This is a genomic window from Pseudomonas sp. LAIL14HWK12:I10 (assembly GCF_900184205.1).
Lineage (GTDB): Bacteria > Pseudomonadota > Gammaproteobacteria > Pseudomonadales > Pseudomonadaceae > Aquipseudomonas > Aquipseudomonas kermanshahensis.
Map to the genome: position 1 here is coordinate 340,329 of NZ_FXWU01000006.1, position 13,003 is coordinate 353,331.

9 protein-coding genes are annotated in these 13,003 nt (G+C 63.1%); 2 read left to right on the top strand and 7 right to left on the bottom strand.

What is annotated here, in order from left to right; genetic code table 11:
- Positions 1-81 precede the first annotated feature (81 nt).
- On the top strand, positions 82-438 hold the full coding sequence (gene queD / locus QOS90_RS16110; protein ID WP_033699061.1) for a 6-carboxytetrahydropterin synthase QueD: 357 nt from the start codon (positions 82-84) through the stop codon (positions 436-438).
- Between the two features lie 120 nt (positions 439-558).
- Here queD and QOS90_RS16115 read toward each other — a convergent pair whose 3' ends face one another.
- On the bottom strand, positions 559-1,038 hold the full coding sequence (locus QOS90_RS16115) for a DUF1289 domain-containing protein (protein ID WP_177323889.1): 480 nt from the start codon (positions 1,036-1,038) through the stop codon (positions 559-561).
- A gap of 404 nt (positions 1,039-1,442) precedes the next feature.
- On the opposite strand from QOS90_RS16115, the gene acnB reads away from it, so the two are divergent.
- Positions 1,443-4,052 carry a bifunctional aconitate hydratase 2/2-methylisocitrate dehydratase gene (gene acnB / locus QOS90_RS16120; RefSeq protein ID WP_027593916.1) on the top strand — a complete coding sequence of 870 codons (2,610 nt, stop codon included), beginning with the start codon at positions 1,443-1,445 and terminating at the stop codon, positions 4,050-4,052.
- 89 nt (positions 4,053-4,141) lie between these two features.
- On the opposite strand, the gene prpD is transcribed toward acnB, so the two are convergent.
- From prpD to QOS90_RS16150, 6 genes are all read right to left on the bottom strand, one after another.
- Positions 4,142-5,626 carry a 2-methylcitrate dehydratase gene (gene prpD, locus QOS90_RS16125; RefSeq protein WP_027593917.1) on the bottom strand — a complete coding sequence of 495 codons (1,485 nt, stop codon included), beginning with the start codon at positions 5,624-5,626 and terminating at the stop codon, positions 4,142-4,144.
- Positions 5,627-5,766: 140 nt separating this feature from the next.
- Positions 5,767-6,957 carry a 2-methylaconitate cis-trans isomerase PrpF gene (gene prpF, locus QOS90_RS16130; protein WP_027593918.1) on the bottom strand — a complete coding sequence of 397 codons (1,191 nt, stop codon included), beginning with the start codon at positions 6,955-6,957 and terminating at the stop codon, positions 5,767-5,769.
- A 160-nt stretch (positions 6,958-7,117) separates the two neighbouring features.
- Positions 7,118-9,706 (bottom strand): Fe/S-dependent 2-methylisocitrate dehydratase AcnD, encoded by a 2,589-nt coding sequence (gene acnD, locus QOS90_RS16135; RefSeq protein ID WP_085273352.1) that lies wholly within the window; start codon positions 9,704-9,706, stop codon positions 7,118-7,120.
- Positions 9,707-9,867: 161 nt separating this feature from the next.
- Positions 9,868-10,995, bottom strand: coding sequence for a bifunctional 2-methylcitrate synthase/citrate synthase (gene prpC, locus QOS90_RS16140; RefSeq protein WP_027593920.1), 1,128 nt, complete (start codon positions 10,993-10,995; stop codon positions 9,868-9,870).
- 173 nt (positions 10,996-11,168) lie between these two features.
- Positions 11,169-12,059, bottom strand: a complete 891-nt coding sequence (prpB, locus tag QOS90_RS16145; RefSeq protein WP_027593921.1) for a methylisocitrate lyase — start codon at positions 12,057-12,059, stop codon at positions 11,169-11,171.
- Complete coding sequence (locus QOS90_RS16150; RefSeq protein WP_027593922.1) at positions 12,056-12,772, bottom strand: GntR family transcriptional regulator; 717 nt, start codon at positions 12,770-12,772, stop codon at positions 12,056-12,058. Before QOS90_RS16150 ends, prpB begins: the two co-directional genes overlap by 4 nt.
- Between the last annotated feature and the right edge of the window lie 231 nt (positions 12,773-13,003).

Consider the following 13,003-nt stretch of genomic DNA (forward strand, 5'->3'; position numbering starts at 1 on the left):
AGCGGTCCTTAATTCAACCTGAAAACAGCTGGCGCCATGATAAACTGCGCGCATTCTTGATTCATACAGAGTTCTGACAGCGTGGAAATCTTTAAGGAATTTACATTCGAATCGGCCCACCGCCTGCCGCACGTCCCAGCCGGGCACAAGTGTGGTCGCCTGCACGGTCACTCGTTCAAGGTCGGCCTGCACCTGACCGGCCCGCTTGACCCGCACACCGGGTGGATTCGTGATTTTTCCGAGATCAAGGCGATCTTCAAGCCGATCTACGAACAGCTGGACCACAATTACCTGAATGACATTCCAGGCCTTGAAAACCCCACCAGCGAAGTGATCGCCAAGTGGATCTGGGAGCAGGTCAAGCCGTTGCTGCCAGAGCTGTCGAAGGTGCGCATTCACGAAACCTGCACCAGCGGGTGCGAATATACCGGCGACTGAGCCGAGAAGTTTTCCGGCCTCTTCGCGGGGCAAGCCCGCTCCCACAAGTGCCCCACACTATTCAGAATTTGCGGGGCACGTGTGGGAGCGGGCTTGCCCCGCGAAGAGGCCAGTGAAATTTCAGCCCTGCCCATTCTCCAGGGCATCGCGCAAGAAGCTCGGGGCGATATAGCGCTGGTAATGCGCCTCGGACAGCAGAAAGAACTCGCGGTCGATGGCGTCGCGCAACTGCGGCAACTCCCAGCCTCGAAACTCCGGCAGCAATACCATGCCGTAAGCCTCCAGATCACGGATCATCCGGGCCCCACGGGCGATCAACTGGTAGGCCCAGCAATATTCCGACTGTTGGTCCACAAAGCGGATGGAGCGCTGCTCCAGCTGCAGGCGCAGCAGGCTTTTGTCGAAGACTTCCAGCTTGGCCATCATCACCTGCACCAGCAACTGCTCCAGACGCAGCCACACGGCGCGCTTCTGCGCGTCGTCGTAGCCGTTCCAGTTGATCACTTCGTGGTGAAAACGCTTGCAGCCACGGCATACCGTGTCTCCGTACACCGTGGAGCACAGGCCGACGCAAGGGGTCTTGATGGACTTGTTGGACATGAAAAACAACGGCTTGGCGGTGGAACACGGGCCCATGTTAGCCCTTTGTCTAACCAGGGTCACTCGTTAAAGTCATCTTCGCCGCCTTACCTTCAGGCTTTTTTTGCCGTAGAATCACCCGGCCTTTTCAAGGCAACAATGTCCGTTGGAAGCTGTTTTCAAAGCGTCACGAGCACAGTTAATCCGGTAGAACGGCGTTGGCCCGGGCCATGCACCCTCGCATGCCCGTGCCAGCCCTCATCAGCTCCCCGTTCTGCAGGCGTAAAACTTTGAAAGCAGCTTCTGTAAGGATTCTCTGCGACCCTGGCTGGGCGGCCCAAGAAGCCGTCATTGCGCATGGGTGCAGGGAATGCTGGATGAGCGTCCCGGACTCCCTTTAGGGACCACTGATGAGGGTAATAACTGTGCTTGAAGCCTACCGCAAACACATCGAAGAGCGTGCCGCCCTGGGTATCGTGCCCCAGCCGCTGAACGCCGAACAAACTGCAGGCCTGGTCGAGCTGCTGAAAAACCCGCCGGCCGGCGAAGAAGCCTTCCTCGTAGACCTGCTCACCAACCGTGTACCGCCAGGGGTAGACGAAGCTGCCTACGTCAAGGCTGCTTTCCTGTCCGCCGTGGCCAAGGGCGAAGCAAAATCCCCGCTGGTCGACCGCAAGCTCGCGACCGAGCTGTTGGGCACCATGCAGGGCGGCTACAACATCGAAACGCTGGTCGCGCTGCTGGATGACGCCGAACTGGGCGCCGTCGCGGCCGAAAAGCTCAAGCACACCCTGCTGATGTTCGATGCCTTCCACGACGTGGCCGAAAAAGCCAAGGCGGGCAACGTCCACGCCAAGGCCGTGCTCGAGTCCTGGGCTGCCGGCGAGTGGTTCACCTCGCGTCCGGCCATCGCCGACAAGTACACCCTGACCGTGTTCAAGGTGCCTGGCGAAACCAACACCGACGACCTGTCCCCTGCCCCGGACGCCTGGTCGCGCCCTGACATCCCGCTGCACGCCCTGGCCATGCTGAAAATGGCCCGTGACGGCATCGAGCCACAGCAGCCAGGTTCGGTCGGCCCTCTGGCCCAGATCGAAGCGGTCAAGGCCAAAGGCTTCCCAGTTGCCTACGTGGGTGACGTGGTCGGTACCGGTTCGTCGCGTAAATCCGCCACCAACTCGGTGCTGTGGTTCTTCGGTGACGACATTCCGTACGTGCCGAACAAGCGCGCCGGTGGCTTCTGCTTCGGCACCAAGATCGCCCCGATCTTCTACAACACCATGGAAGACGCCGGCGCCCTGCCAATCGAGTTCGACTGCACCAACCTGGCCATGGGCGACGTCATCGACGTCTACCCGTTCAAAGGTGAAGTGCGCCGTCACGGCAGCGACGAACTGGTCACCAACTTCGAGCTGAAAACCGAAGTGCTGCTGGACGAAGTCCGCGCAGGTGGTCGTATCCCGCTGATCGTTGGCCGTGGCCTGACCGATAAAGCCCGCGCCGAGCTGGGCCTGGGCCCTGTCGACCTGTTCAAGAAACCGGAGCAGCCTGCCGCTTCGACCAAGGGCTTCACCCTGGCGCAGAAGATGGTCGGCCGTGCGTGCGGCCTGCCAGAAGGCCAGGGCGTGCGCCCAGGTGCCTACTGCGAGCCGAAGATGACCACCGTCGGTTCCCAGGACACCACTGGCCCGATGACCCGCGACGAGCTGAAAGACCTGGCGTGCCTGGGCTTCTCCGCTGACCTGGTCATGCAGTCGTTCTGCCACACTGCGGCCTATCCGAAGCCGATCGACGTCACCACCCACCACACCCTGCCAGACTTCATCCGCACCCGTGGCGGCGTGTCGCTGCGCCCAGGCGACGGCATCATCCACAGCTGGCTGAACCGCATGCTGATGCCTGACACCGTCGGCACCGGTGGCGACTCGCACACCCGCTTCCCGATCGGCATCTCGTTCCCGGCCGGTTCCGGCCTGGTGGCCTTCGCTGCCGCCACCGGCGTCATGCCGCTGGACATGCCAGAGTCGATCCTGGTGCGTTTCAAGGGCAAGCTGCAACCTGGCATCACCCTGCGTGACCTGGTTCACGCCATCCCTTACTACGCCATCCAGAAGGGCCTGCTGACCGTCGAGAAGAAGGGCAAGAAAAACGCCTTCTCCGGCCGCATCCTGGAAATCGAAGGCCTGGACGAACTGACCGTCGAGCAAGCGTTCGAACTGTCCGACGCCTCGGCTGAACGTTCGGCTGCCGGTTGCACCATCAAGCTGCCAGAAAAGGCCATCGCCGAGTACCTGACTTCCAACATCACCCTGCTGCGCTGGATGATCGGCGAAGGCTACGGCGATGCCCGCACCCTGGAGCGTCGCGCCCAGGCCATGGAAGCCTGGCTGGCCAAGCCTGAGCTGCTGTCGGCCGACGCCGATGCCGAATACGCCGAAATCATCGAAATCGACCTGGCCGACGTCAAAGAGCCTGTGCTCTGCGCGCCGAACGACCCGGACGATGCCCGCCTGCTGTCTTCGGTACAGGGCGAGAAGATCGACGAAGTGTTCATCGGTTCGTGCATGACCAACATCGGCCACTTCCGCGCAGCCGGCAAGCTGCTGGAGAAGGTCAAGGGTGGCATTCCGACCCGTCTGTGGCTGGCCCCGCCAACCAAGATGGACGCTCACCAGCTGACCGAAGAAGGCTACTACGGCATCTACGGCAAGGCCGGTGCGCGCATGGAAATGCCAGGCTGCTCGCTGTGCATGGGTAACCAGGCACGTGTGCAGACCGGTTCGACCGTGGTCTCCACCTCGACCCGTAACTTCCCGAACCGTCTGGGCGACGCCACCAACGTGTACCTGGCATCGGCCGAGCTGGCTGCTGTCGCTTCGATCATCGGCAAACTGCCGACTGTCGAAGAGTACATGCAGTACGCGCAGGACATCGACAGCATGGCTGCCGACGTCTACCGCTACCTGAGCTTCGACCAGATCGCCGAGTTCCGCGAGGCTGCGGCCAACGCCAAGATCCCGGTTGTTCAAGCGTAAGTAGCAGTACGCTGTAAAAAAACCCCAGCAGAAATGCTGGGGTTTTTTTATTGCCCTCTTGGGCCTCTTCGCGGGGCGCACTGACAACCTCACATCACGAACAAATCCACAAACCTGTGCACCGCAGTCGACTCCAGCTTTTGCTGATCCTCGCACATCTCGAAAATCGCCTCACACCGCTGCCGCGCAAACCGCGTCGCCAGGTTCTCCCTGAACTTCGCCTCCAGCAACGGTATGCCCTCCCCGCGCCGACGCCTGTGACCGACCGGGTACTCCACCACCACCTGCTCGGTGCTGTTGCCATCCTTGAAAAACACCTGCAAGCCGTTGGCGATCGAGCGCTTGTCAGCCTCCAAGTATTCACGGGTGAAGCGTGGGTCCTCGACCACCTCCATCTTGTCGCGCAAGCGGTCGATACTCGGGTGGGCAGCGTGGAAGACATCCTCGTAATGCTCGGCCACCAGATGGCCAAAAATCAGCGGCACCGCCACCATGTACTGCAGGCAGTGATCACGGTCAGCGGCATTGGCCAGTGGGCCGACCTTGGAGATGATGCGAATTGCCGACTCCTGCGTGGTAATGACAATACGGTCCACCTCATGCAGGCGATTGCGCACCTGCGGGTGCAGCAGCACGGCGGCTTCACAGGCCGTCTGGGCGTGGAACTCGGCCGGGAAACTGACTTTGAACAGCACGTTCTCCATCACATAGCTGGCCAAGGGCTGCGGCAGGCGCAACTCTTGCTGGGCAGAGGGTTTGAGCGCCAGGTCCTTGTTGGTATGACTGAATGACACATCATAGAAGCCCCATTGCGGCGCCGTGAGCACGCCAGGCACCCCCATCTCGCCACGCAGCGCGATATCGGCCAGGCGCACACCCCGACTGGACGCATCGCCAGCAGCCCAGGACTTGCGCGAGCCTGCGTTGGGTGCATGGCGGTAGGTGCGCAGCGCCTGGCCATCGACAAAGGCATGCGACAACGCCGACAGCAGTTGCTCGCGGCTGGCCCCCATCAGCTTGGCGCACACGGCCGTGGAGGCCACCTTGACCAGGATCACGTGGTCCAGGCCCACGCGATTGAACGAATTCTCCAGCGCCAACACGCCCTGGATCTCGTGCGCCATGACCATGGCTTCGAGCACTTCGCGCATCAGCAGTGGGCTTTCACCCTTTGCTACGTGTTTTTGCGACAGGTGATCGGCCACGGCCAGAATGCCACCGAGGTTGTCTGAAGGGTGCGCCCACTCGGCGGCCAGCCAGGTGTCGTTGTAGTCCAGCCAGCGCACGATGCAGCCGATGTCCCAGGCGGCTTTGACCGGATCGAGGCGGTAGGCGGTGCCGGGCACGCGGGCGCCATTCGGCACCACCGTGCCTTCCACCAACGGGCCGAGGTGTTTGGTGCATTCGGGGAAGCGCAGGGCCAGCAGGCCGCAGCCCAGGGTGTCCATCAGGCAGTTGCGCGCGGTGTCCAGTGCCTCTGGGGATTCGACCCGGTAGGTGAGGACGTAGTCGGCGAGGGTTTGCAGCACCCGGTCGTAGTCCGGGCGCTGGTTAAGGTCCACGTTGGCGCTCATTTGCAGCTCCTGTGATTGTGGGGCTGCCTGGCAGCCCATCGCCGGCAAGCCGGCTCCCACAGGTTCGGAGTGGGAGCCGGCTTGCCGGCGATGGGCCGCTAAGCGGCCCCAGTCATCGAACGCCGAGCGCCAGTGGTGCGTCAGAAGCTATCGCCAGGCACCCTCACCCAGCCTTCCATCAGCACGCGAGCACTGCGGCTCATGATTGCCTTGGTCACCGTCCATTCGCCCTTCACCTGACGCGCTTCGGCGCCAACCCGCAGGGTGCCGGAAGGGTGACCGAACCGTACGGCACTGCGCTCGCGCCCGCCGGCGGCGAGGTTGACCAGCGTGCCTGGGATGGCGGCAGCGGTACCGATGGCGACCGCAGCAGTGCCCATCATCGCGTGGTGCAGCTTGCCCATGGACAACGCACGCACCAGCAGGTCGATGTCAGCCGCCGCAACCACCTTGCCACTGGACGCAGTGTAGGTGCTCGGTGGCGCGACGAAGGCCACTTTCGGCGTGTGCTGACGCCCGGCCGCCTGGTCGACATGCTCGATCAGCCCCATGCGCACGGCGCCATAGGCACGGATTGTCTCGAAGCGCAGCAGCGCTTGCGGGTCACCGTTGATCGCGTCTTGCAGCTCGGCGCCGGTGTAGCCGATATCGCTGGCATTGACGAAGATGGTCGGGATACCCGCATTGATCAGGGTTGCCTTGAACGTGCCCACCCCTGGCACTTCCAGGTCATCTACCAGGTTGCCGGTTGGGAACATCGACCCACCTGCGCCCTCTTCGTCGGCAGCTGGGTCCAGGAACTCCAGCTGAACCTCGGCCGCCGGGAAGGTCACGCCATCGAGTTCGAAATCCCCGGTTTCCTGCACTTCACCTTCGGTGATCGGCACGTGGGCGATGATGGTCTTGCCGATATTGGCCTGCCAGATGCGCACGGTCGCGATGCCGTCACGCGGCACCCGCGCCGGGTCGACCAGGCCGCTGCTGATGGCAAACGAACCGACTGCGGCAGACAGGTTGCCGCAGTTACCGCTCCAGTCGACGAAGGCCTTGTCGATGCTGACCTGGCCAAACAGATAGTCGACGTCGTGTTCGGGCTTGATGCTGCGCGAGAGGATCACCGTTTTACTGGTGCTCGAGGTGGCGCCGCCCATGCCATCGATCTGCTTGCCGTAGGGGTCGGGGCTGCCGATGACCCGCAACAGCAGCGCATCGCGGGCTGGGCCTGGGATCTGCGCCTGCTCGGGGAGGTCGTCCAGGCGGAAGAATACGCCTTTGCTGGTACCGCCACGGATGTAGGTGGCGGGGATCTTGATTTGTGGTGCGTGTGCCATTGCTGTGCTGTCCTGTCTGAAAATGCAATAACCCTTAGGTCCGCTGCGCGGCCCATCGCCGGTAAGCCAGCGCCTACAGCTACGGCGCAGGCTTCGAATACAGCGCTATCCCTGTAGGAGCCGGCTTGCCGGCGATGGGCTGCAAAGCAGCCCCAAACACTCAAGCAGAAGCTTCGAGGAAGTCTTGGGCAAAGCGCTGCAGCACCCCGCCCGCCTCGTAGATCGACACTTCCTCGGCGGTATCCAGGCGGCAGGTCACCGGCACCTCGACCCGCTCGCCATTGCGGCGGGTAACCACCAGCGTCAGCGTTGCACGCGGCTTGCGCTCACCGAGCACATCATAGGTCTCACTGCCATCCAGACCCAGGGTGTTGCGGTCCGTACCCGGCTTGAACTCCAGCGGCAGCACGCCCATGCCCACCAGGTTGGTGCGGTGAATGCGCTCAAAGCCTTCGGCCACGATCGCCTCGACACCCGCCAGGCGCACCCCCTTGGCCGCCCAGTCACGGGACGAGCCCTGGCCATAGTCGGCACCGGCGACGATGATCAGCGGCTGCTTGCGCTCCATGTAGGTCTCGATCGCTTCCCACATGCGGGTCACCTTGCCTTCCGGCTCGATGCGCGCCAACGAGCCCTGCTTCACGCTGCCGTCGTCCTTACGCACCATTTCGTTGAACAGCTTGGGGTTGGCGAACGTGGCGCGCTGGGCGGTCAGGTGGTCGCCACGGTGGGTGGCGTAGGAGTTGAAGTCCTCCTCCGGCAGGCCCATTTTCGCCAAGTACTCACCCGCCGCGCTGTCCATCATGATGGCGTTGGACGGTGACAGGTGATCGGTGGTGATGTTGTCCGGCAGCACCGCCAGCGGGCGCATGCCACGCAGGGTGCGCTCACCGGCCAAGGCACCTTCCCAGTACGGCGGACGGCGGATATAGGTGCTCATCGGGCGCCACGCGTACAGCGGCGCCACCTTCGGCCCACGGTCTTCCTCGATGGCAAACATCGGGATGTAGACCTTGCGGAACTGCTCAGGCTTGACCGAGGCACGCACCACGGCGTCGATTTCTTCATCGCTCGGCCAGATATCCTTGAGGCGGATTTCCTTGCCGTCGACCACGCCCAGCACGTCCTTCTCGATGTCGAACCGGATAGTCCCGGCGATGGCGTAGGCCACCACCAGCGGCGGCGAGGCCAGGAACGCCTGCTTGGCGTAAGGGTGGATGCGCCCGTCGAAGTTGCGGTTACCCGACAACACCGCAGTGGCATACAGGTCACGCTCGACGATCTCTTGCTGGATCACCGGGTCCAACGCACCGGACATGCCGTTGCAGGTGGTGCAGGCGAAAGCGACGATGCCAAAGCCCAGGTGCTCCAGCTCTTTCTCAAGCCCTGCTTCCTCCAGGTACAGCTGCACAGCCTTTGAGCCTGGCGCCAGCGAAGATTTGACCCAGGGTTTGCGCGCCAGGCCCAGTTTGTTGGCATTGCGTGCCAAAAGGCCCGCTGCGATCACGTTGCGTGGGTTGCTGGTGTTGGTGCAGCTGGTGATGGCGGCGATGATGACCGCGCCGTCCGGCATTTGCCCCGGGACATCTTCCCAGGCCCCGGCGATGCCCTTGGCCGCCAGGTCGCTGGTGGCCACGCGGGCATGCGGGTTGGACGGGCCGGCCATGTTGCGCACCACGCTCGACAGGTCGAAGCTCAGGGTACGCTCGTAGACGGCGCCGGCCAGGCTGTCGGCCCACAGGCCGGTGGCCTTGGCGTAGGTTTCCACCAGCTTGACCTGCTGCTCTTCGCGACCGGTCAGCTTGAGGTAGTCGATGGTCTGCTGGTCGATGGCGAACATCGCTGCAGTGGCGCCGTATTCAGGGGCCATGTTGGAGATGGTCGCGCGGTCGCCCAGGGTCAGGGCACGGGCACCCTCGCCATGGAACTCCAGGTAGGCGCCGACGACTTTCTGTTTACGCAGGAACTCGGTCAGGGCCAGCACCAGGTCGGTGGCGGTGATGTTCGGCGCCAGCTTGCCGGTCAGCTCGACGCCGACGATTTCCGGCAGGCGCATCCACGAGGCACGGCCAAGCATCACGTTCTCGGCTTCCAGGCCGCCGACACCAATGGCGATCACGCCCAGGGCGTCGACATGCGGGGTGTGGCTGTCGGTGCCAACGCAGGTGTCCGGGTAGGCCACGCCGCGGTCGCTGTGGATCACCGGCGACATCTTCTCCAGGTTGATCTGGTGCATGATGCCGTTGCCCGGCTGGATCACGTCGACGTTCTTGAACGCCTTCTTGGTCCAGTTGATGAAGTGGAAACGGTCTTCGTTACGGCGGTCTTCGATGGCACGGTTTTTCTCGAACGCCTGCGGGTCGAAACCACCGCACTCGACCGCCAGGGAGTGGTCGACGATCAACTGCACCGGCACCACCGGGTTGACCTGGGCCGGGTCGCCGCCCTTGTCGGCAATAGCGTCACGCAGGCCGGCCAGGTCGACCAGGGCGGTTTGGCCGAGGATGTCGTGGCACACCACGCGCGCTGGGAACCACGGGAAGTCGAGGTCGCGCTTGCGCTCGATCAGTTGGCTGAGCGAGGCGTCGAGGGTGGCGGGGTCGCAGCGGCGCACCAGGTTTTCGGCGAGCACGCGCGAGGTGTAGGGCAACCCGTCGTAGGCGCCGGGCTTGATAGCCTCGACTGCCGCGCGGGCATCGAAGTAGTCCAGGTCGGTGCCTGGCAGGTGCTTGCGGAATGCGGTGTTCATCATGGAATCAGGCTCGGTCACAGGATTCGGAAGGTTGCTCCGTCCCTGTGGGAGCGGGCTTGCCCGCGAAGGCGTCAGCAGGTGCACATCGGTTGCCCGGTCTGACGCCTTCGCGGGCAAGCCCGCTCCCACAAGGGAACGGGTTGCCTCTCTAGATCTATTCAACGCTGCTCGATCGGCACGAACTGGCGCTGTTCGACGCCGACATACTCGGCGCTCGGGCGGATGATGCGGTTGTTGGCACGCTGTTCGAACACGTGCGCCGCCCAGCCGGTCAGGCGCGAGCAGACGAAGATCGGGGTGAACAGCTTGGTCGGAATGCCCATGAAGTGGTACGCCGATGCATGGTAGAAGTCGGCGTTAGGGAACAGGCGTTTCTGCTCCCACATGGTCTTGTCGATGGCTTCGGACACTGGGTACAGGACCTTGTCACCGACCTCGTCAGCCAGTTGCTTCGACCAGCCCTTGATCACCTCGTTGCGCGGGTCGGACTCTTTGTAGATGGCATGGCCAAAGCCCATGATCTTGTCCTTGCGCTCCAGCATCTTAAGCAGCTCGGCCGTGGCGTCCTGCGGGCTCTGGAAGCGTTCGATCAGCTCCATCGCCGCTTCGTTGGCACCGCCGTGCAGCGGGCCACGCAGCGAGCCGATGGCGGCGGTGACGCAGGAGTACAGGTCGGACAGGGTCGAAGCGCAGACGCGTGCGGTGAAGGTCGAGGCGTTGAATTCGTGCTCCGCGTAGAGGATCAGCGACACGTTCATCACCTTGACATGCAACTCGCTTGGCTTCTTGCCGTGCAGCAGGTGCAGGAAATGCCCGCCGAGGGTGTCTTCATCGCTGGTGCAGTCGATGCGCACGCCATGGTGGGAGAAGCGGTACCAGTAGCACATCACGGCCGGGAACAGCGCCAGCAGGCGGTCGGTCTTGTCGTGCTGGGCTTCGAAGGTCAATTCGGGCTCTAGGGTGCCCAGCACCGAGCAGCCGGTGCGCATCACGTCCATCGGGTGGGCGTCACGTGGAATGCGCTCGAGCACTTCCTTGAGGGCTTGCGGCAGGTCACGCAGGCCCTTCAGCTTGCGCTTGTAGTCAGCCAGCTCGGCCTGGGTCGGCAGCTCGCCGTACAGCAGCAGGTAGGCCACTTCTTCGAATTCAGCACCGGCCGCCAGGTCACGGACGTCGTAGCCACGGTAGGTCAGGCCAGCACCGGCCTGGCCAACGGTCGACAGTGCGGTCTGGCCGGCCACCTGGCCACGCAGGCCTGCGCCACTGAGTACTTTTGCTTCGGCCATGGTGTTTCTCCTTTCTTGAATTTGTTATGGATTTCTTGCTGGCTAATTCGGTTTGCCTGTACCGGCCTCTTCGCGGGCAAGCCCGCTCCTACAGGTACAGCGCCATGCCTTGGACCTGTGCCACCCCTGTGGGAGCGGGCTTGTCCCGCGAAGGGGCCAGCACAGGAAGTCACTTATCCTTTCTTCTGGGCAAACAACGCATCGAGGCTCTGCTCGAAGGCGTGGTAACCAATGGCATCGTAGAGCTCCATGCGGGTCTGCATGGTGTCGACCACGTTCTTCTGGGTGCCGTCACGACGCAGCGCCGTGTAGACATTCTCGGCCGCCTTGTTCATGGCCCGGAACGCCGACAGCGGGTACAGCACCAGCGACACGTCGACCGACGCCAACTCTTCGGTGGTGTACAGCGGGGTGGCGCCGAATTCAGTGATGTTGGCCAGAATCGGCGCTTGCACGCGGTCAGCGAAGGTCTTGTACATCGAAAGCTCGGTAATGGCCTCCGGGAAGATCATGTCGGCGCCGGCCTCGACGCACGCTGCGGCACGGTCCAGCGCAGCATTCAGGCCTTCGACGGCCAGGGCATCGGTGCGCGCCATGATCACGAAGCTGTCATCGGTACGGGCATCGACGGCGGCCTTGATACGGTCGACCATTTCCTGCTGGGTGACGATTTCCTTGTTCGGGCGGTGGCCACAACGCTTGGCGCCAACCTGGTCTTCGATGTGGATCGCAGCTGCGCCGAACTTGCTCATCGAGCGCACGGTACGCGCCACGTTGAACGCCGAGGCACCGAAGCCGGTGTCGACATCCACCAGCAGCGGCACGTCGCAGACGTCGGTGATGCGGCGCACATCGGTGAGCACATCGTCCAGGCCGCTGATGCCCAGGTCCGGCAGGCCCAGGGAGCCTGCGGCCACGCCGCCACCGGACAGGTAGATGGCCTTGAAGCCGGCGCGCTTGGCCAGCAGGGCATGGTTGGCGTTGATGGCGCCGACTACCTGCAAGGGATGTTCGGCGGCAACCGCGTCGCGGAAACGTTGGCCGGGCGTGCTCTTCACAGTCATGAATCACCTCGTGGGCTATTGTCGTTGGCGTCCAGGTAGTGACGCTCGATGTTGCGTTTGGACGCGCCGATGTGGCGGCGCATCAGGAGTTCGGCCAGTTCACCGTCACGGTCGGCGATGGCATCGAGAATCCGGTGGTGTTCGGCAAACGCCTGGCGTGGCCGATTGGGCGTGGCGGAGAACTGGATGCGGTACATGCGCACGAGCTGGTACAGCTCGCCACACAGCATCTTGACCAGGGTCTGGTTGCCGCTGCCCTGGATGATCCGGTAGTGGAAGTCGTAGTCACCTTCCTGCTGGTAGTAGCCGACACCCGCCTGGAACGCCGCATCGCGCTCATGGGTGTCGAGCACCCGGCGCAGTTCGTCGATATCGGCCTGGCTCATGCGCTCGGCGGCCAGGCGGCAGGCCATGCCTTCGAGCGACTCGCGGATTTCGTACAGCTCGATCAGCTCGGCATGGTTGAGCGACACCACCCGCGCCCCGACATGCGGCACGCGCACCAGTAGGCGCTGGCCTTCGAGACGGTGGATGGCCTCGCGCAGCGGCCCGCGGCTGATGCCGTAGGTGCGCGCCAGCTCCGGCTCGGAGATCTTGCTGCCCGGGGCGATGTCGCCCTTGACGATGGCCGCTTGGATGCGCCGAAAGACGTTTTCGGACAAGGTTTCCGTTTCGTCCGCCAACGCTGGGCTGGGAGTGGATAGGTCCAGCATATTGTCGACACCCTGATAATCACATGGCCAGAAATTAGCTAATTAAGCGCGATCAGTCAAAGACAAAATGAACATTGTCGACAATCGTCTAATAACGAACTAACCCTGCCCCGCCGCTGTCAGATCGCGACGCGCTGGCGTCAAGACGTCGGCGTGATAGAATGCCGCGCCTCCGACGGAGTATGGATAGCGTGTCTGTCATCTATTCATGTTGTTGACAGATGAACGAGG

Coding starts and splice junctions, on each gene's coding strand:
- prpB (WP_027593921.1), bottom strand. CDS start 12,059: ATGACTGTGAAGAGCACGCCCGGCCAACGTTTCCGCGACGCGGTTGCC.
- prpC (WP_027593920.1), bottom strand. CDS start 10,995: ATGGCCGAAGCAAAAGTACTCAGTGGCGCAGGCCTGCGTGGCCAGGTG.
- prpF (WP_027593918.1), bottom strand. CDS start 6,957: ATGGCACACGCACCACAAATCAAGATCCCCGCCACCTACATCCGTGGC.
- QOS90_RS16115 (WP_177323889.1), bottom strand. CDS start 1,038: ATGTCCAACAAGTCCATCAAGACCCCTTGCGTCGGCCTGTGCTCCACG.
- prpD (WP_027593917.1), bottom strand. CDS start 5,626: ATGAGCGCCAACGTGGACCTTAACCAGCGCCCGGACTACGACCGGGTG.
- acnD (WP_085273352.1), bottom strand. CDS start 9,706: ATGAACACCGCATTCCGCAAGCACCTGCCAGGCACCGACCTGGACTAC.
- QOS90_RS16150 (WP_027593922.1), bottom strand. CDS start 12,772: ATGCTGGACCTATCCACTCCCAGCCCAGCGTTGGCGGACGAAACGGAA.